This window comes from Thalassolituus sp. UBA6592, assembly GCF_002433655.1.
Classification (GTDB): Bacteria; Pseudomonadota; Gammaproteobacteria; order Pseudomonadales; family Oceanobacteraceae; genus Venatoribacter.
Window position 1 is genome coordinate 1 of record NZ_DJIO01000157.1, and the last position, 19,637, is coordinate 19,637.

The following is a 19,637-nucleotide window of genomic DNA, read 5'->3' on the forward strand; positions in this document are numbered from 1 at the left end:
CGGCCAATGCCACGTTTTTCAAGCTCTTTAACCAGCGCAGCTTCGGAGAAGCGCGGTGCCGGTTTGGTGAAATGCTGTTTCGGATCCAGTTCATTCAGTGCCAGTTTTTCGCCTTCTTTGACGTCTGGCAGCAGCACGTCATCATCACCTTTGCTCATGGATGGCAGAGCTTTCAGGTGACCGTCGAAACGCATCACACGACCACGGGTACGCAGTTCAAAGTCACCGGCAGAAATAACGATACTGGTGCTGGTGAATTTTGCGTCGTTGGTCTGACAGGCAACAAAACGGCGCCAGATCAGATCGTAAAGGCGCTGGGCATCCGGCTCCATGGCGCTGAGGTCTGAGGCTTTCAGTTTTACATCAGAAGGACGGATCGCTTCGTGCGCTTCCTGTGCGCCTTCTTTGGAGCTGTAAACACGTGGTTGCTCCGGCAGATACTCTTCACCGAAATGTTTGCTGATGTAGCCGCGAACTGACTCTACTGCTTCCTGACTCAGGTTGGTGGAGTCCGTACGCATGTAGGTGATGTAACCGGCTTCGTACAGACGCTGTGCCAGGGTCATGGTTTTCTTAACACTGAAGCCCATGCGTGTGCTGGCAGCCTGCTGCAGGGTAGAGGTAATAAAAGGTGCTGCAGGGCGTGAGCTGGTTGGTTTGTCCTCACGTTTGCTGACAACAAAATCCGCAGCGCGCAGCAGATCCATGGCTTTGCTGGTCTGTTCTTCGCTGGTAGGGCGGAATTCTTCACCGTTCTGGCGGCTTACCTGAGCACGCAGGTCGGCACCCGCCGGTGTATTCAGCGCGGCAAAAGCTTCCCAGTATTCTTCCGGTACAAAGGCGCGGATTTCACGTTCGCGCTCAACGATTAAGCGCACAGCTACGGACTGAACACGACCGGCGGATAAGCCACGGGCCACTTTGCTCCACAGCAGCGGTGACACCATGAAACCAACCACACGGTCGAGGAAACGACGTGCCTGCTGGGCGTTAACGCGGTTCATGTTCAGTTCGGATGGCTGCTCAAATGCGCTCTGAATCGCTTTTTTGGTGATCTCGTTGAACACCACGCGGCGATAATCTTTTTTCTCGTTACCAATGATTTCCCGCAGGTGCCAGGCAATGGCTTCCCCTTCGCGGTCCAAATCCGTTGCGAGATAGATGTGATCAGCGTCTTTGGCTAACCGTTTGAGTTCATCGACAACTTTTTCTTTACCCGGCAGGATCTGGTAATTGGCTTTCCAGTGGTCTTCCGGGTTAACGCCCATACGTGCGATCAGCTGGTCATGAGACTTTTTCTTTTTGTAGACGGCTTTTTCTTCCGGCGACATTTTACGGGTGAGCGCTGCCTGCCTGGCGCGCTCTTTCGGGTCGCTGGTCTGACCGGATCCTGATGTCGGCAGATCACGTACGTGACCGACACTGGACTTAACAATGAAGTCTTTGCCCAGATATTTGTTGATGGTTTTCGCCTTGGCAGGCGATTCCACGATAACCAGCGATTTGCCCATAATCCTTTGATTTACCCTTGTTCTTCAGGCCTCTGATGGTTTCAGACTGCACCTGATATCGGCTGAAAATTGTTCAATATAAAGGTCGCAGCAGACGCGTGACGCTGTTGAAACTGACCACTTTTGGCAGCGTTCTGCTGTGTTTCCTGTGCCGTTTTACAGCTGGCTCAGGTCGGCTGACGCCCGCTTTCCGCAGGCGTATTACTATTCATATAACCCGTCGCCGGCTTCTCTGCAAATCCGGATTCTGTACCTTGATCCCGGAAAGGTGCTGATTTCACAACATTTTTTGCAGCGTCATCTGCCCGGTATCTGTCGGCAGAGGACACAGGGAAGGCGACACTTTAAAGGCAGACCGGGGGGGCAGGTCAAGCCCATTCATTGCGCTGCTTATGTCCGTTGCGCGGTGAATGTAACCGGCAATCTTATAAATAGTGGCTAAGCTTAAGATACTCAACCGGTGAAAATTCCGGGCACATCTTAGGAATAGCACAGATTCTGGAGTCAGCTTTTTATGTCTGCAATCGCATTGGTTATCGCCATTGCAATGCCTGTTGCTTTGCTTTTATTCGGACTGGTATACGCGGGTCGTCGCCAGCAGGCAAAGGAGCAACAGCGGGGCCAAGCAAGAAAAATCCGTCAGTCAGCAGATGACCTGCTGGAGGCGCTCGAGTTCCTGATTAAGATGGATGACTTTAAAGAAGTGCAGCATGTCGTCCTCGACCGGGTGGTCTATCTGTACGAGCTGTATCGGGAAAATCTGCCCGCCGGAGATGCGGGTGAAGAGCCGGAAATCAATGCTGACATGTACCGGCAACGCATTGAAAAGTCATCACCGGCAAGTAAGGTGTTGAAAAGCGACAGGGAAATCCATCTGGCGCGGCGCATGATAGGGCGGGTACTTAAAGCGCTGGCGGTGATGGCAAAGAAGAAAGCGATCTCAGAAACCTCAATGCTGGAATACCGTCGTTATCTGCGTCTGACTCTGCTCGAGCGGGAGGTCGATACCTTCACCGCTCAGGGCGATGTTGCCGCCGGGCGCGGTGATGTGGTGACAGCCACCAACTATTACAAAGCGGCGAAGAAGCTGTTGATCGAATTTGATATGCAGTATCCGGAAAAGAATGAGCGTATCCGTGCCTTAACGGAGAGAACAGCGTTACTCTACTCCGGCGGCAAAGCCCATGAGGATACGCTGTCGAAAGAGCTGTCGAAGGAAAATAAACCTAAGCAGGACAGCTTCGGTATCCCCTCAAATCCCACGGAAAAGCGCAAATTCTGAGTGTCCTCTGAGCGTTCCTGCTGCCGGGCCGGGAGCTTATGGATTGGCAGACGTGCGTTTTATTGCCAGAATCCGGAGCTTCGTACGCTCAGATTATCGGTTACCGGCAGCTATCGTGAAAAGCCCGTCATTCAATCCTGCTTCTATATATAACTTAATTGCGGACATATTAATTGCAGACACAGGTTCGCCGGACACTGCAGCGTTGCTGTTGCAGTCTGTTAAGGCTGCAGGTGATGGTCCTGTCGGTGATGGTTTCGGCTGTGATGTATTGCGTCTCGATCAGCTACATCCGCAGTTATCCGGCAATAAGCTGTTCAAACTCATCGGTTATCTGCAGGACTTTGCAGAACAGCACGGCGCTGAGACTCTGCTGAGCTTCGGCGGCCCCTATTCTAATCATCTTCATGCGCTGGCCGCCGCCGGCCATCTGTGTGGCATCCCAGTGATTGCCGTCGTGCGCGGTTACGAACATCTGCCCCTGACGCCGACTTTGCAAGATTGCCAGGAGCTGGGGGCCAGGCTGATATTCGCCGATAAGAAAACCTATGCGCGCCGCTACGACCCTGTCTGGCGGCAACAACTGGCAGATGAATATCGGGCGCTGGTCATTCCTGAAGGTGGCAGTGGTGAGCCCGGTGAGCGGGGCTGTGCACTGCTGGCCCCCGTCTGTGCAGGTTACGACGAAATCTGGCTGGCTTTGGGCACTGGTACCACTGCGCTGGGTATCGCCCGGGGGCTTGCTGAGCTGGGTAGTGGATTTTCAGGTCAGCTGGTTGGCGTCAATGCGGTGGCGGATCAGGGCGCACTGCAGCAGAGCTGGCAGCGACAGATGCCGGCAGGCATCCGCTGGCGCATTATTGACAATGCTCACGGCGGTGGCTTTGGTAAAACCTCGTCTGAGCTGATTGAACTGATTCGGCGCTGGGATGCCCGGAATCTGCCATTGGACCCGGTATACACAGGAAAACTGATGTGGGCGCTGGAGCGGGAAATCAGCGCAGCAGATCAGGCGGGGACAGCAGTGCCGCGACGCTTATTGATTCATTCCGGTGGTTTGCAGGGGCGGCGTGGAGCGCCGCAGCTTAGTGAGTCATAGCGGCAGCGCATTGGGTTTTAGCCGCAGTTCAGTGAGTTATAAATGCTTCAGATTTTGCCGTTATGGTTTAGCGTTCAGGTATTTGTGCGTCCCCTGAGCCGGCCAGTGATCGGGCATGATCAGCCAGCGCTGCTGTTCGGTAATGCCCCACGGGCCTTCTTCGGTCAGTACGGCACACACCGGGAAACTCACGTATTGCAGCTGCAGCCTGGCGTAGCGGATCAGTTCTTCACGGCTGACGGTGCAACTTACCAGTGCCGGGCTCATCCACTGGTCTTTGGCCAGAATACTCCAGCGGCCATCCGGGATAACGTCCGCCGAGGCGGCATGGCACCAGAATCCTCGCCAGTGGTCAGGGTTCAGTTCTGCCGGTAGCTGCATGTCTTCATTGCGGTGGGCCGGATAAAACAGACAGCCGCGCATCAGCGCCTGAGGTAAAACATCGCTCCAGCCGCTGTTCTCCAGCCGCGTCAGGGTTGCCGAGTCGCGGCTCAGATCCAGCTGGTGGTGACGGGTATGGCCAAGCTTGCTGTAGAAACGGTCACGGCTGTTGGGGCCGACCCAGTCATCACCTACCGCCAGATAAAACTTCAGCGCCAGTTCCAGGTGCCAGTTGCGCTCGCTGATGCGGGTCAGAATATCCATTTCCCCCAGCGTGATGCCGTCTCTGACCAGCTGCACATTGGCTTCGCTGCGTTCTGCGGTGAGGTCGAAATACTGTTGCCACAGCTGCTCAAATTTCAGGCCCAGGCGGTGGCTGCGGTACTCCGGGGCCGGCAGCAGGTTAATGCGCTGCTGCAGCGCCCAGTCCGGCGTTTCCGGTAACCAGGCGGGGTGGGCCGGGCTCCAGGAGCAGTCGAGCAGGGCGGGGCCAAAGAGACTCCACAGGCGGTCACGCTGATATTGTTCGGACAGCTGAAAGAAGGCGTGATCCGGCGCCGGTTGAGTTGGTAGCAAGCGTTTTTAACTCCTGTATGGTATAAACGAACCATTGAAAACACCGCTATGAAAGGTTGGTAATCCACAGCGATGGAAGAATTCCGCAACATAGGCATTATAGGCCGTCTGAACAGCAATAAAGTCATCGAGACCATTAAACGTCTTCTGCGCTATCTGCCGGAAGAAGGCTATCACGTTATTCTTGATGATCGCATCGCCGAAGTTATGCCGGGGCACGGTATGCAGGTGAGCAAGGTGAATCTGCTTGGTGAAATCTGTGATCTGGTGATCGTGGTCGGCGGCGATGGTAGTCTGCTGGGCGCCGCCCGCGCACTGGCCAAGTACAAAACACCGGTGCTGGGGATTAACCGTGGCAACCTGGGTTTCCTCACTGATATCACCCCGGACGACACCATGCTGGACGCAGTGCAGGCGGTTCTGAACGGCGAATACATCAGCGAAATGCGCTTTCTGCTCGATGCCGAGATCAAGCGAGACGGCAATCCGATTGCCAGTGCTGCAGCGCTGAATGACGTGGTTCTGCACCCGGGCAAGTCTACCCGCATGATTGCTTTCGATCTGTGGATTGAAGGTCAGTATGTGTACCGCCAGCGTTCCGATGGTCTGATCGTATCCACGCCAACAGGATCGACTGCGTATTCTCTCTCTGGCGGTGGCCCTATCATGCATCCGAAACTGGATGCGCTGGTACTGGTACCTATGTTCCCGCATACCCTGTCCAGTCGCCCGATTGTGGTGGATGGCAAAAGCGAAATTAAGATTGTGATCGACAGCGAGCAGGGCCTGTATCCGACCATCAGCTGTGATGGTCAGAATCACATCCCGTGTGCGCCCGGTGATTCGATTACCATCCGCAAGAAGGCTCATAAACTGAAGCTGATTCACCCGAAAGGTCACAATTTCTATGAAATCTGCCGGACCAAACTGGGCTGGAGTAGCAACCTGGGAGAGTGAGAAGTATGCACCAGGGTTACGATTTAATCGGCGACGTTCATGGTTGCGGCGAGACGCTGATCGAACTGCTTGAGCAGCTCGGTTACAGCAAACGCAATGGTATTTACCAGCACCCGAAACGCAAAGTGGTGTTTCTTGGGGATATTGTCGACCGCGGTCCGCATATCCGTCTGGCCTGTCATATCGTGCGCGATATGGTGGATGCCGGTCATGCCGATATCGTGATGGGCAATCATGAATACAATCTGGTTACTTATCTGAGCGAAGCGCCCCCGGGCATGCGTCAGCCGTATCTGCGTCCGCACACAGCGCGCAATAATTTTATTGTCGAGCAGAGCATTAAGCAGTTTGAAGATCACCCGCACGAATTCACCGAATTCCTCGAGTGGTTTACCGATCTGCCGCTGTGGCTGGAGTACGATCATTTCCGCGTGGTGCATGCCTGCTGGGATCAGGCGATGATTGACGAGTATCTGCAGCGTTACGGTACCAATCACATTACCCGGGCAATGCTGCCGGAATCGGTCAATATGGATACGTTCCTGTACCGCTTCCTCGATCGCATGCTGCGTGGCACGTCGCTGAAGTTACCGGATGGCCGCTCTATGACTGCCAAAGACGGTATGGTGCGCCAGTTTTTCCGTACCAAGTTCTGGGCCGAGCAGCCGGAAAAATACAGTGATGTGGTGTTCCAGCCGGATCCGCTGCCGGAAGATATTGAGCACGGTATTCTCAGTCGTGAAGAAAAAGAGCAGCTGCTGTTTTACGGACCACAGGAAAAACCGCTCTTTATTGGCCACTACTGGATGCAGGGTATTCCTGCGCCCATTGTCCCTAATATCGCCTGTCTTGATTACAGTGCGGTTAAATACGGACGTCTGGTTGCCTATCGTATGGATACCGAAAAACATCTGCAGCCCGGCAAATTTGCCTGGGTACGGGTAGAGAAGAACGAACGCTGATGACTGAACCTGTATCACCAGTACTGGTGCTGGTGGCAGAACTGCATGTGGATTTGTCACCTGTTACCAGACACCTGTGGGCTGAACGTATTGTGCACAGGGTAATCGAACAGGACGGCAAGCAGTGCCTGTTCCTCGCTGACCCGGCGGAGCTGGGTAAAGTTAAGGAATGGCTGGAACAATGGCAGGCAGGTGAACTGGAAGAGCCACTGGCGGCTAGCGGTCATGGTGGTGCGCAAAAGAAAATGCAGGAGCTGCTGCAAACACCGCTGAGCATGGTGCTGTTGCTGGTGTTTATCGCGGTGTTTGTGTGGATGCATTTCTCCGGCGACTGGCAGGGCTGGTTGTTTGCCGGTGCTGAGCTGTGGCCAGAGGACAGGTTCGATCCGGCGACCTACGCTGATATCGGACTGTGGGCTTTATGGCGTCCGACGCTGCTGCATTTTTCCTTTATGCACATCCTGTTTAATGGCCTCTGGTGGTTTATTCTGGCGCGGCCGATAGAACGCCATGATGGGGTTGTGCCATTACTGGCATTGCTGCTGATCTGTGGCCTGGTCGGTAATACCATTCAATGGTGGTACGCCGGACCGTCTTTTGGCGGTGTGTCGGGCGTCACCATGGGAATGCTGGGTTGGGTCGGTCTGCGTTTACGCAAAGTGCCGTACAATGTGCCGAAGATGCTGCTGCCGGTGATGGTCGGCTGGACCGTGATCAGTATTGCTCTGGATACCGTTATTCCTGGCATGTCAGGCACAGCACATGGCGCTCATATTGGCGGCCTGATTGCCGGTTTTATTCTTGCGGCTGTGTGGCCGTATAAACATTCAAAATGAGGATCTGAAATTATGACCCTTGATGATCTTATTCAGTCTCTGACTCCGGAGATGTATCAGAATCTGCGCACAGCAGTTGAGCTGGGCCGCTTTCCGGACGGTCGTCGTCTGGATAAAGAGCAGGTCGAAATGTGTCTGCAGGCGATTATTTATTACGAAAAAGTAAACGATCTGCCAGCGGATCAGCGTGTTGGCTACATGGAAGACAGCTGTAAATCGTCTTCACACGATCATGATGACGACGATGACGTTCAGACACTGACCCTGCAATAATTTATGACTGCTTTTACTGCTTCCGGCCATCTGCAGAAGATGGCCATTTCACCGGCGGCTGATGACCAGCCGGTGAACTACCAGCTCAGACTCGATGAGCAGACCATTCCACTGAACGAATTCCTGCAACAGCACATCAGCCTCGAATGGGCAGGTGAAATTCACTGTTGTCATTGCGGACGAAAAACCAAAAAAAGCTTTTCCCAGGGCTTCTGTTACCCCTGTTTTTCTAAGCTGGCGCAGTGTGACAGCTGCATGATGAGTCCGGAAAAATGCCACTTTGCTCAGGGAACCTGCCGTGAACCTGAGTGGGCAGAAAGTGTCTGTTTTAATGATCACATTGTGTATCTGGCGAATTCGTCGGGTCTGAAAGTCGGTATTACCCGTGCGACGCAAATGCCAACCCGTTGGCTCGATCAGGGCGCGGCGCAGGCGTTGCCCATTGCCCGGGTAAAAAACCGCCGACTGTCCGGTTTGATTGAAGACCTGCTGCGCTCGCAGGTGGCGGATAAAACCAATTGGCGTACCCTGTTAAAGCAGGACGCGGAACCGTTGGATCTGGTCGCAGAGCGCAACCGCCTGCTGGCTGAATTTGCTGCTGATATCCATCAGATTGAACAGCAGGAAGGCCCGGGATCTGTCAGTCTGTTAACCGATAGCGCGGTGGAAAACTTCCGTTATCCTGTGTTGCAGTACCCGACTAAGATCAGCAGCCATAACTTTGATAAAAATCCGTTGGTAAGCGGTCGCTTACAGGGGATTAAAGGCCAGTATCTGATACTCGATACGGGTGTGATCAACCTGAGAAAATTTACTTCGTACCATATTCATTTCAGCGTGGACTAAATTATGCGTGATGCTCAGCCAAAAGCGATTTACCTGAAGGACTACCAGGAACCGGATTACTGGATTGAAACCACTGACCTGACGTTTGAGCTGAACGAAGACAGCACGCTGGTCACCTCACTGCTGAAAATGACGCGCAACAAAAACGCCGCGGCGGATGCACCTCTGGTACTGGCCGGTCAGGAGCTGGAGCTGCTATCCGTCGCTGTGGATGGCGCTGAAGTGAATGATGCGGATTATCACACCGATGAAGAATCCCTGACCATTACCTCTGTGCCTGACGCGTTTATGCTGCAGGTACAGACACGTATTTATCCGGCCAAAAATACTGCGCTGGAAGGTCTTTACCGTTCCGGCGGTATGTACTGCACACAGTGTGAAGCGGAAGGCTTCCGTCGCATTACCTATTACCTCGACCGCCCCGATGTGATGTCGGTATTTACCACGCATATTATTGCCGACGCTGAAAAACATCCGGTGATGCTGTCCAACGGTAACCTGATTGCCGACAACACTGACAATGGCGTACGCAAAGTCAGCTGGAATGACCCGCATAAAAAACCGGCCTATCTGTTCGCGCTGGTGGCCGGTTCTCTGTTGAGCAAAGAAGATACGTTTGTGACCTGTTCCGGGCGTGAAGTAAAACTGCAGATTTTTGTTGAACCGCAGAACATTGATAAAACCGACTACGCGCTGGATGCGCTGAAACGCTCCATGCGCTGGGATGAAGAAACCTACGGCCGTGAATACGATCTGGATATTTTTATGATCGTCGCGGTGGATGATTTCAATATGGGCGCGATGGAAAATAAAGGCCTTAATGTCTTTAACTCTTCCTGCGTGCTGGCTAATCCGCAGACCGCAACCGACGCTGCTTATCAGCGCATTGAATCCATCGTGGCGCACGAATATTTCCACAACTGGTCCGGTAACCGTGTGACCTGCCGTGACTGGTTTCAGCTGAGTCTGAAAGAAGGTTTTACCGTTTTCCGTGATGCCGGTTTCTCGTCCGACATGAATTCCGCCACGGTAAAACGTATCGAAGACGCCACCATTCTGCGTACCGTGCAGTTCGCTGAAGACAGCGGCCCGATGGCGCACCCGGTACAGCCGGATTCTTTTATCGAAATTTCCAACTTCTACACAGTCACCATTTATGAAAAAGGTGCGGAAGTGGTTGGCATGATCCGAAAAATTCTGGGCGAGGAAGGTTTCCGCAAAGGATCGGATCTGTATTTTGAACGCCATGATGGTCAGGCGGTTACGATTTATGATTTTGTCGGCGCTATGGAAGATGCCAACGGCGTTGATTTAACTCAGTTCAAACTCTGGTACAAGCAGGCCGGTACTCCGGTGGTGGATGTGGCATCCGAATACGACGCTGCGGCACAGGAGCTGCGTTTAACCCTGCGTCAGAATTGTCCGGATACACCGGGCCAAACCGATAAGAAAGCTATGTGGATTCCGGTGCAGCTGGGGCTGATCGCCGCAGACGGCAGCGATATGCCAGTCAGGGTCAGTCCGGCGGATGCCTGGACCGAAGCCAGTCAGGTGCTGCATCTGACGGAAGCCGAGCAGACCTTCGTGTTCTCCGCTGTGACTGAAGAGCCGCGCTTGTCTCTGTTCCGCGATTTTTCTGCGCCAGTGAAAGTGAATTACGCCGAATCTGATGCCGATCTGTTGTTCCGCCTGAAGCATGACAGTGATGGCTTTAACCGCTGGGATGCCGGTCAGCGTCTGATGCTGAACTGGATCAACGGTGCCATGGTGAGTGATTTCACCCTGTCTGCCGCTGCGCGGGAAACCTTTGTATCGCTGCTGAACGACAGCACGCTGGATCCGGCAATGGTGACTTACCTGCTGTCATTGCCATCGGAAGCTTATATCGCGACCTTCTCCGATGTGGTGGACCCGCAGGCCATTCATGCTGCACGTAAAAAAGTGCAGCTGGCCATTGCAGCCTCTCTGCAGCAGGAATTTATTGATTGCTATCAGCGCCTGACATCCGCAGCGCCTTACGCGCCGGAACCGGCACAGATGTCCGCCCGCGCGCTGAAAAATCTCGCACTGTCATACTGGGTTAAAACCTCAGCAGAAGGTCTGCAGGCGGCCAAAGACCAGTTTGCTGCTGCAGATAATATGACCGATCAGATGGCGGCCATGGTTGCGGTTGTGAACAGCGGCAACAAAGATGAAGCCAAAGCCCTGTTGGCCAGCTTCTATCAGCAGTGGTCCGGTGATTCGCTGGTGGTGAATCAGTGGTTGTCCGTTCAGGCGGGGTCTGCTGAGCTGAGCAGCGCTGCCTTTATCCGCTCACTGCAGGAGCATGAAGCCTTTGACTGGCGTAACCCGAACAAGGTGCGTTCTGTGATCGGCGCTTTTGCCAATCAGGCGCTGGTGCATTTCCATGCCACCGACGGCAGTGGTTATGAGTTACTGGCCGACGCGGTACTGAAGCTGAACACCAGTAACCCACAGATTGCTGCACGTTTGTTGGGACCTCTGACCAAATGGAAGCGACTGGTACCGGCACAGGCAGAACTGATGAAGGCACAACTGCAACGTATTATGGCAAGCGGGACTTTGTCGAAAGATGTCTACGAAGTGGTAAGTAAGAGCTTAGCCTGATGATTTGTGAGTTTAAGGCACAAAAAAACGCGGAATACGAGGTAAATTGTAATAGATTAGTTTGAGCATTGGGCCAGGATTCTTTATGCTTGGCCCGGGAAGTACCGCGGGAAGCGGTAAAAATCGAGGTCGCATAATGAACAAGAATAATTTAATCGCGGCTGGCGCACTTGCGCTTTTCTGCCTGGTCCAAACGGCACAGGCAGCCGTATCTGTAAAAGAAGCTGATCAGCTTAAAGGGGATCTGACTCCGCTCGGGGGAGAGCGGAGTGGTAACGGTTCAGATATTCCGCCATGGCGTGGTGGATTGACGTTGCCGCCGGAGAGCTACAAAAAACCTGGTCAGCACCATCCGGATCCTTATCCGCAGGATAAGCCGCTGTTTGAAATTACAGCGGCGAACATGAATCAGTTTGAGAAATTTCTGACTGAGGGCCAGAAGGCCATGTTCGCAACTTATCCTGATACCTTCCGTATGCCGGTGTATAAGACCCGCCGCACCGCAGCGGCGCCGGAATGGGTTTACGAAAACACCTATAAAAATGCCATCCGGGCGGAATTAACCAATCAGGGCAACGGTCTGCTGTACGCCTATGGCGGTATTCCGTTTCCGATTGCGAAAACCGGTCTGGAGGCTATCTGGAACCACATTACCCGCTGGCGCGGAACCTATCTGGTACGCCGGGCCTCGGAAATTGCCGTTCATACCGATGGTGATTACTCACTGGTAACGGTGCAGCAGGAGGTAGAATTTAACTACTACCGTCCGGACCGCACCATCGATGATCTGAACAATATCCTGTTCTATTACCTGTCCTTTACCAAAGCACCTGCGCGTCTGGCCGGTGGCGCGGTACTGGTGCATGAAACCCTGAATCAGGTGGAAGAGCCACGTCAGGCCTGGGGCTATAACGCTGGTCAGCGTCGTGTACGCCGTGCGCCGAATCTGGCTTACGATACGCCGATTGCTGCGGCGGATGGTCTGCGTTATGCCGACGATACCGATATGTATAACGGTGCGCCGGACCGCTATAACTGGGAGCTGAAAGGTAAGCGTGAAATCTATATTCCGTATAACAATTACCGTCTGACCTCAGCCAACGTGAAATACGATGATCTGATCAAACCTGGGCACCTTAACCCGGATTACACCCGCTATGAAAAACACCGGGTGTGGGTAGTAGAAGGCAAGCTGAAAGATGGCGTGCGCCATGTTTATGGCAAGCGGGTTTATTATCTGGATGAAGATACCTGGCAGATTGCTGTGGGCGACCTGTACGACGAGAAGGGTGACCTGTGGCGGGTGAATCTTGGCTATATCAAGAACTTCTACGAACTGCCGGTGACCTGGAGTGCGATGGATGTATTCCACGATATCAAAGCCCGTCGTTATCACCTGCAAGGTCTGGATAACGAGGAAAACGGCACCATTGACTATAGTCAGGAAGCGCCGGGTGAGCGTTACTTTACACCGTCTGAATTACGCCGCCGCGGACGTCGTTAAGCGATATCTGCTGTGAGCCAGACAACCCCTGCCGCACAGGTGGCAGGGGCGTTAGGGGGGATAAATCAGGTATCTGACACTGGCCTGTGAGAGCACTTGATTTCTTACATTCTGTTACAAGTGGACGTTAGTCAATGTTATTTCTGTCAGCTAGACTAGCGAACTTCCGACACATTACTATAAAAACGGAGCTCCATATGTTTTCTGATTTGGTTCAGAAGTCTGCCCACCATGCGGGTCAGACTCTGAGGACCGGGTGTGCCCGTGCCGGGTTATTACTGGCGGGTCTCTTTATTACAGGCGCGGCAATCGCGGCCTGGCAGGATCCTCTTCAAACGCCAGCTATGGCGACGCAAAAAGCCCATCAGACTCTGCTGCTGGATGTTATTCGTGTAAATCAGCGCCTGGTCGCTGTTGGGGGGCACGGTAATATCATCTATTCAGATAATAACGGCGAAACCTGGGTGCAGGCATCGGTTCCTGTTTCCGTAACCCTGACCGCGGTGTATTTCCCATCGGGTGATTTTGGCTGGGCCGTCGGTCATGACGGTATCATTCTGCATTCTTCTGATGGTGGCAAAACCTGGAGCAAACAGTTTGACGGCTACATGGCTAATGATGCCATTGTTGCGGGCGCTGAGCAGAAGAAAGAATACGCCATGGCCCGCCTCGAAGAAGCGGAAGACAGCGGTGATGATATTGCTGTGGAAGATGCTGAAGTGGCGCTGGAAGATGCGACCTTCGGCCTTGAAGATGCAATGTATGATCAGGAAACCGGCTCCACCAAACCTTTTCTCGATGTCTGGTTCTATGATGCTAAACGCGGCTTTGCTGTCGGCGCATACGGCATGTTCTTTTATACCTCCGACGGCGGTGAAAGCTGGAGCGATGCTTCTGCACGTCTGAATAACCCACAGCGTCTGCATATCAATGCTATTGCACCGGTAGGTCCGCAATCTCTGGTTGTGGTGGGCGAAATGGGCATGATTCTGCGTTCTGATGATCTGGGTGAAAGCTGGACTCTGCAGGAATCACCATACGACGGTTCTCTGTTTGGTGTGGTTGCCAAAGGAGATACGCAATTACTGTTTGGCCTGCGTGGCCACGTATATCAGTCGCTTGATGGCGGTGTTGTCTGGGATGAGATGGACACCGGCAGTGAGCAGACCGTTCTTTCCGGCGTTGTCGCTCAGGAGCATACGCTGCTGGTCGGTAATGCTGGTTCTGTTGTTGTATTTGATGAGTCGATGTCCGCTCCGAAGGCCACCACTGTGGAAGGCCGGAAAGGGTATGCCGCTGCTGCTGAGACTTCAGACGGCAAGTTTGTTCTGGTGGGTGAGGCCGGCGTTATGCGCCTGGATGCCAATGCCGGATTAATTCATCAGACCATCACAATGGCAGCAGGAGATCTCTGATCATGAGCGAACAAAAACGCCGTTACTCCACGGAGCCGGAACATTACATTCTGTCGAAAGAGACCGCGCCGGCCCTTGAACGTTTTCTTTTCCACAACCGCGGCCTGGTGCTGCTGATTCTGGCTGCTCTGACCGTGCTGTTTGGTTACGGGCTGACCAAGGTTAAGCTGGATTCCAGCATCGAAAAATACATCCCGCTGAACCACGAATATATTCAGAATTATCTGGTTCACAAAGATGATATGAAAAGTGGTGTCGCCAACGTCAAGATTGCAGTTGAAGCAAGCGATGGTGATATTTTCAGCAAAGAGTACATGGAAACCCTGAGCAAAATTAACGACGACGTGTTCTTCGTTAAAGGGGTAGACCGCTCCGGTATGCAGTCGCTGTGGACGCCAAATACCCGTTGGATGGAAGTGACCGAAGAAGGCTTCCAGGGTGGTCCGGTGATTCCGAGCACCTATGATGGTAGTGCGGAAAGTCTCGAGCAGGTGCGTCAGAATGTACTGAAATCCGGCCAGGTTGGCCGTCTGGTTTCTAACGATTTTACCTCCTCCATTATTGATGTGCCGCTGGTTGAAAAGGACCCTGATACCGGTGAAAAACTGAGCTATCAGAAGTTCTCCCACGATCTGGAAGAAAAAATACGCGCCAAATACGGCGACGGTGGTAAGTACCGTATTTACATCACAGGCACGCCGAAAAAACTGGGTGACCTGATGGATGGCGCACGCCAGATTGCCGTGTTCTTCCTGATCGCTATGATCGCCACCGCGATTCTGCTGTATCTGTATTCACGTTGTCCGAAGGGCACTGTTGTGCCGATTCTGGCTTCTCTGACAGCGGTTATCTGGCAGTTGGGTGCGCTGGCGCTGATGGGTTATACCATCGACCTGTATTCTGTACTGGTGCCATTCCTGGTATTTGCCATCGGTATTTCCCACGGCGTACAGATTATCAACGGTATTGCTATTGAGGCTGGTAAAGGTGCCAACAATGTGCAGGCGGCGCGCAAGGCTTTCCGGGGTCTTTACGTGCCGGGCATGCTGGCGCTGCTGTCTGATGCCATGGGCTTCCTGACACTGCTGTTTATCGATATTGGCGTAATTCAGGAGCTGGCCATGGCCGCCAGTATTGGTGTCGCCATGATTATCGTTACCAACCTGGTGCTGTTGCCGATTGTGATGTCTTACATTGGCATCAGTCAGTCCGGTGTGGCGCACGCGAAGAAAACCGAAGCTGCCGAACCGAAGTTGTGGAAAGCCCTGTCTTTCTTTGCCAACGGTAAAGTAGCGCCAATTCCTGTGGTTGTAGCGATTGTGATGGCCATTGGCGGTTATTTTATGAGTCAGGGTCTGAAGATCGGTGACCTGGATAAAGGTGCACCTGAGCTGCGCGCCGACTCACGCTATAACCTGGATAACGACTTTATGGTATCCAACTATTCCACTAGTTCTGATGTACTGGTGGTGATGGTGGAAAGTGGTAAAGAGCAGTGCAACAGCTACAAGGTGATGGACGTTATTGACCGTTTTATGTGGCATATGGATAACATTCCGGGCGTACAGTCGACTACTTCGCTGGTCACCGTATCCAAGCTGGTCACCAAAGCGATGAACGAGGGCAACCTCAACTGGTCAGCGCTGTCGCGAAACCAGACGATTCTGAATACCTCGATTCAGCGTGCGCCAAGTGCACTGATCAACCCGGACTGTTCGATGACACCGGTGATTATTTATCTGAACGATCACAAAGCAGAAACGCTGGAAACGGCGGTTGCAGCAGTCGAAGCCTTTAAAGCGGATTACGACGATACGGTCGACGATAAATACTTCTCCTACACCATCGCTGAAACCCAGGAAGCCATTGATAACGGCGAAATCGACAGCGTGCCGGTACGTCTGCAGCTGGCATCGGGTAACGCTGGTATTGAAGCAGCGACCAACCAGGTGATTGCCGATGCGCAGGACACCATGCTGATCTTCGTCTATGTGGTGGTGTTTGTGCTGTGTTTTATGACCTTCCGTTCATTCACCGCGGTTGCCTGTATTCTGCTGCCACTGGCACTGACCTCGATTCTGAGTCAGGCGCTGATGACCTGGCTGGGTATTGGTGTGAAGGTAGCGACGCTGCCGGTAATCGCGCTGGGCGTGGGTATTGGTGTCGACTACGGTATTTATATCTACAGCCGTCTGGAAGTGATGCTGATTGCCGGTAAGACCATGCAGGAAGCCTTCCTGGAGACCCTGAAGTCCACTGGTAAAGCGGTGAGCTTCACCGGTGTGACACTTGCCCTGGGTGTCGCTACCTGGATTCTGTCGCCGATTAAATTCCAGGCGGATATGGGTATTCTGCTGACCTTTATGTTCCTGTGGAACATGCTGGGTGCGCTGATTCTGCTGCCGGCTCTGGCGCATTATCTGCTCAAGCCGGAGAAAATCATCGCCCGACACAAGAAACGTCATGGCGATATTCCGCCAGCGGGATGATGGCAGAACTCTGCAGAGAAAAACGGTGGCCCTGAGCCACCGTTTTTTTTGCTTTGTTTTCTCTCAACAGCCTTTTTGCGACAATGCCATGTAAGTTAATGAATTATCGATAATGTAAGGAAGCCACTCCATGAAAAGTCCTTTGGGCCTGAATGCTGAATTGCCGGTGGGCGATATGATATCCGAGGCGATCAGCCTGTTGTGGCAGAAACGTGCTGATGTGCTGCGCATGTTCTTACCTGCGGTGATTATTCTGGCGCTGATCGACTCCGCCGGCGAATATCTGGTACCGCCGGAAGTGCTCAGCGGGCAGCTGTTATTTATTCTGGTATCCGTGGTGCTGAGCGTGTTATTTGCCACGGCGGCGCATCGTTTTACTCTGTTGCCACGCGAGCAGTGGCACAAAAATGCGCTGCATATGTGGAAACGTGAAGAGTTTTCTTACCTGCTGCGGGCACTGCAGATTGGTATTACTGCAGCGGTTATCTTTTTCGTGGTTATGACCGCGCTGATGTTTGTGCTTGGGCAGGAACTGGCGCCATTAGCGGCAGTGGCTGGTGCCTTGCCGGCACTGTATTTCTGGGGACGTTTATCCATCACCTTGCCGGAAGTGGCGCTGGGGCGTAAAACCTCCTTAAGCCGTGCCTGGAAGATGAGTGAGGGCAACGGCAGTCGTATGGTGCTGGTGGTCATTATTCTGCCACTGATTTTTACCGCGCCTTTTCTGTTGCTGTATCTGCTGGATAACCCTCTGCTGAATTACGTGGCGGCATTCGGCAGTTACATCACGACGTTGATTTCGTTGGTGATGCTGTCACTGTCCTATCGCTTTATGTTGTCTTTTTACGATACTGAAGCCAACGGCTCCGCTGACACCATTGGGGCAGAAAGTAATCTTCCGGCTTCTGAGCAGAGCGATGATTACGATAGTGACGATCAGCACAAACAAAACGATCAGAACAACCGTCCAGGCTCCGGTGGCTTTGATGCCTGAGGTCAGAAGGATGCGTGAAGGCAGAGGGATGCCTGAACTGTACCGGCAGGAGCATTGAGCGATGCGTCTCGGGGATATTTCCGTTGCTTACGTTGAGCTGATGGCGCGTGCGGTCAGCCACAGTGGTATGCAACCGGGAGAAATCCTCAGTCAGTATCAGCTGGACCCGGTACGTCTGGCATCACCGGATGCACGTATCAGCATTCCGCGCTTTATGCGCCTTGGGCACAGTTTTATCGAAGCCTTTGATCTGCCCTGGCTGGGGCTGGAAATGGGGCGCCATTCTTCTGCGCCAGCACTTGGTTTACCGGGTCTGCTGGCGCAGAGCGCAACCGATATCCGCGTGGCGGCGAAAGCTTTAACCGATTATGAACTGCTGGCCAGTTTTAATTCCCGCGGTCGTTCGTCATTTTCACTGGAGCAGGGGCAGGGCATCAGCTGCTTTTATTCCATCAGTCCTTATAACAGCTACAACCTGTTCGTGGTCGATTCCGTGTTGAGTGGCTGGTATCACTTTCTGTCAGTGTTATGTGGCCGCAAAGACATCCTGCAGCGCGTGGAGGTGGAATTTCCGGCCCCAGAATATGCCAGCCGCTACAGCGATTATTTCCCCTGTGAGATCCGTTTTGGCGCGGAGCGCAATGCGCTGATTATTCACGACTGGGCATTAGCCTTGCCGGTACTGTCACGCTGTGCATCAACTTACAGTGGTCTGCGTCAGCTGGCTGACCGGGAGCTTGAGCGGGTGCGTCTGGGATTGAGTTTCCGCGAGATCACAGAGCGGGCTATCGGACCTTTGCTGAACGGACAGACACCGACGCTGGAACAGGTAGCGCAAAGACTGAATATGGCGCCGTGGACGGTAAGACGACGTCTGGTCGACGAAGGCTGTACCTTTCAGCAGGTGTTGAATGATACGAGAAGGGATCTGGCGGTAAGCTATGTGAAGGATACTGCGCTGACGCTGGGTGAAATCGCGTATTTACTCGGATTTGGTTCAGCGACAGCGTTTCAGAGGGCCTTCAAACGCTGGACCGGTGAAGCACCGGGGCGTTATCGGGAACGTGTCGGCAGAGATTACATTTCTACTGCGTCATCGACATCATCTTCATAGTCGTCGTAATCGACGTCGAGAAGATCTTCAATGTAGTCAGACATAATTGTCTCCTGATCTTATTATTAACGTTATCGGCTTTTCTGTGCCTCTCGGTGTTATTGACGTTCTGCCAGTGCAGGTCATTCATAACATCAGATAAAGCACTCTCCATGCCATCTTTAACTAAACCTAGTTGAAGATTGTTAATTGACAAGCAACTTCTGTGAAAGTTTCTTCATGCGTCCTGCATGGCTGCACTATCGTTTACCCATGTTACAAGGGTGTGACATATCCGCTGTGTTTTCATGACCTTTTATGGATATCTGTCTTACAGCAGAGTTATGGAGCAATTAACGGATGCTTTCTCAGATCGACAGGGTGAATATCGCTAATTAGCCAGAATTGCACCATTATTGTGCGGTGCTGATATTTATAAGGGCTGTATGGAAGTACTGAAGGGCAGGCGTTCAGGTGCCACGACGGGCCAGGCTCAGGACCGCGACAAAGGCTGATGCAGATCTTACAAAGAAAAAATGTTGGCGGAGGGGACCGGCAGACGCTCTGGGGACTCATTGAGCCGCTAAGAGTCTTGATGCAGATCTTATAGAGAAAAAAGTGTTGGCGGATTGGCGGGAGGCGACGGGGCCAGGCTCTGGACCGCGACAAAGGCTAATGCCGATCTTACAAAGAAAAAAGTGTTGGCGGAGGGGACCGGCAGGCGCTCTGGGGACTCATTGAGCCGTTAAGAGTCTTAATGCAGATCTTATAGAGAAAAAAGTGTTGGCGGA

General features: G+C 53.0%; 15 protein-coding genes. 13 read left to right on the forward strand and 2 right to left on the reverse strand.

Going from position 1 to position 19,637, the window contains the following annotated elements; genetic code table 11:
- A partial coding sequence (gene topA, locus B2Z72_RS15960) for a type I DNA topoisomerase (protein ID WP_297005263.1) occupies positions 1-1,511 on the reverse strand: 1,511 nt, incomplete at its 3' end.
- 514 nt (positions 1,512-2,025) lie between these two features.
- On the opposite strand from topA, the gene B2Z72_RS15965 reads away from it, so the two are divergent.
- Both B2Z72_RS15965 and B2Z72_RS15970 read left to right on the forward strand, forming a co-directional pair.
- The gene (locus tag B2Z72_RS15965) at positions 2,026-2,793 is read left to right on the forward strand and encodes a hypothetical protein (RefSeq protein WP_296980330.1); all 768 of its coding nucleotides are present in this window, start codon (positions 2,026-2,028) and stop codon (positions 2,791-2,793) included.
- A gap of 211 nt (positions 2,794-3,004) precedes the next feature.
- Positions 3,005-3,892: a 1-aminocyclopropane-1-carboxylate deaminase/D-cysteine desulfhydrase gene (locus tag B2Z72_RS15970; protein WP_297005265.1), complete on the forward strand. Its 888-nt coding sequence runs from the start codon at positions 3,005-3,007 to the stop codon at positions 3,890-3,892.
- A gap of 60 nt (positions 3,893-3,952) precedes the next feature.
- Here the strand turns inward: B2Z72_RS15970 and B2Z72_RS15975 are convergent, their stop codons facing one another.
- On the reverse strand, positions 3,953-4,849 hold the full coding sequence (locus B2Z72_RS15975) for a DUF1853 family protein (RefSeq protein ID WP_296980321.1): 897 nt from the start codon (positions 4,847-4,849) through the stop codon (positions 3,953-3,955).
- Between the two features lie 72 nt (positions 4,850-4,921).
- On the opposite strand from B2Z72_RS15975, the gene B2Z72_RS15980 reads away from it, so the two are divergent.
- From B2Z72_RS15980 to B2Z72_RS16030, 11 genes are all read left to right on the forward strand, one after another.
- The gene (locus B2Z72_RS15980) at positions 4,922-5,806 is read left to right on the forward strand and encodes an NAD(+) kinase (protein ID WP_296980318.1); all 885 of its coding nucleotides are present in this window, start codon (positions 4,922-4,924) and stop codon (positions 5,804-5,806) included.
- Positions 5,807-5,811: 5 nt separating this feature from the next.
- The gene (locus B2Z72_RS15985) at positions 5,812-6,768 is read left to right on the forward strand and encodes a metallophosphoesterase (RefSeq protein ID WP_296980313.1); all 957 of its coding nucleotides are present in this window, start codon (positions 5,812-5,814) and stop codon (positions 6,766-6,768) included.
- The gene (locus B2Z72_RS15990) at positions 6,768-7,604 is read left to right on the forward strand and encodes a rhomboid family intramembrane serine protease (protein WP_296980310.1); all 837 of its coding nucleotides are present in this window, start codon (positions 6,768-6,770) and stop codon (positions 7,602-7,604) included. Before B2Z72_RS15985 ends, B2Z72_RS15990 begins: the two co-directional genes overlap by 1 nt.
- A gap of 12 nt (positions 7,605-7,616) precedes the next feature.
- Positions 7,617-7,877 carry a DUF1315 family protein gene (locus tag B2Z72_RS15995; protein WP_296980307.1) on the forward strand — a complete coding sequence of 87 codons (261 nt, stop codon included), beginning with the start codon at positions 7,617-7,619 and terminating at the stop codon, positions 7,875-7,877.
- Between the two features lie 3 nt (positions 7,878-7,880).
- On the forward strand, positions 7,881-8,723 hold the full coding sequence (locus B2Z72_RS16000) for a DUF2797 domain-containing protein (protein WP_296980304.1): 843 nt from the start codon (positions 7,881-7,883) through the stop codon (positions 8,721-8,723).
- 3 nt (positions 8,724-8,726) lie between these two features.
- The gene (gene pepN, locus B2Z72_RS16005; protein ID WP_297005267.1) at positions 8,727-11,351 is read left to right on the forward strand and encodes an aminopeptidase N; all 2,625 of its coding nucleotides are present in this window, start codon (positions 8,727-8,729) and stop codon (positions 11,349-11,351) included.
- Between the two features lie 136 nt (positions 11,352-11,487).
- A complete protein-coding gene (locus B2Z72_RS16010) occupies positions 11,488-12,855 on the forward strand; it encodes a DUF1329 domain-containing protein (protein WP_297005269.1) in 1,368 nt (455 codons plus the stop codon).
- Positions 12,856-13,052: 197 nt separating this feature from the next.
- On the forward strand, positions 13,053-14,270 hold the full coding sequence (locus tag B2Z72_RS16015; protein WP_297005271.1) for a WD40/YVTN/BNR-like repeat-containing protein: 1,218 nt from the start codon (positions 13,053-13,055) through the stop codon (positions 14,268-14,270).
- Positions 14,271-14,272: 2 nt separating this feature from the next.
- Complete coding sequence (locus B2Z72_RS16020; RefSeq protein WP_296982301.1) at positions 14,273-16,759, forward strand: efflux RND transporter permease subunit; 2,487 nt, start codon at positions 14,273-14,275, stop codon at positions 16,757-16,759.
- Between the two features lie 130 nt (positions 16,760-16,889).
- A complete protein-coding gene (locus B2Z72_RS16025) occupies positions 16,890-17,753 on the forward strand; it encodes a hypothetical protein (RefSeq protein ID WP_296982299.1) in 864 nt (287 codons plus the stop codon).
- A 61-nt stretch (positions 17,754-17,814) separates the two neighbouring features.
- Positions 17,815-18,867, forward strand: coding sequence for an AraC family transcriptional regulator (locus B2Z72_RS16030; RefSeq protein ID WP_297005273.1), 1,053 nt, complete (start codon positions 17,815-17,817; stop codon positions 18,865-18,867).
- Positions 18,868-19,637 lie beyond the last annotated feature (770 nt).

Coding starts and splice junctions, on each gene's coding strand:
- B2Z72_RS15965 (WP_296980330.1), top strand. CDS start 2,026: ATGTCTGCAATCGCATTGGTTATCGCCATTGCAATGCCTGTTGCTTTG.
- B2Z72_RS15980 (WP_296980318.1), top strand. CDS start 4,922: ATGGAAGAATTCCGCAACATAGGCATTATAGGCCGTCTGAACAGCAAT.
- B2Z72_RS15985 (WP_296980313.1), top strand. CDS start 5,812: ATGCACCAGGGTTACGATTTAATCGGCGACGTTCATGGTTGCGGCGAG.
- B2Z72_RS15990 (WP_296980310.1), top strand. CDS start 6,768: ATGACTGAACCTGTATCACCAGTACTGGTGCTGGTGGCAGAACTGCAT.
- B2Z72_RS15995 (WP_296980307.1), top strand. CDS start 7,617: ATGACCCTTGATGATCTTATTCAGTCTCTGACTCCGGAGATGTATCAG.
- B2Z72_RS16000 (WP_296980304.1), top strand. CDS start 7,881: ATGACTGCTTTTACTGCTTCCGGCCATCTGCAGAAGATGGCCATTTCA.
- pepN (WP_297005267.1), top strand. CDS start 8,727: ATGCGTGATGCTCAGCCAAAAGCGATTTACCTGAAGGACTACCAGGAA.
- B2Z72_RS16010 (WP_297005269.1), top strand. CDS start 11,488: ATGAACAAGAATAATTTAATCGCGGCTGGCGCACTTGCGCTTTTCTGC.
- B2Z72_RS16015 (WP_297005271.1), top strand. CDS start 13,053: ATGTTTTCTGATTTGGTTCAGAAGTCTGCCCACCATGCGGGTCAGACT.
- B2Z72_RS16020 (WP_296982301.1), top strand. CDS start 14,273: ATGAGCGAACAAAAACGCCGTTACTCCACGGAGCCGGAACATTACATT.
- B2Z72_RS16025 (WP_296982299.1), top strand. CDS start 16,890: ATGAAAAGTCCTTTGGGCCTGAATGCTGAATTGCCGGTGGGCGATATG.
- B2Z72_RS16030 (WP_297005273.1), top strand. CDS start 17,815: ATGCGTCTCGGGGATATTTCCGTTGCTTACGTTGAGCTGATGGCGCGT.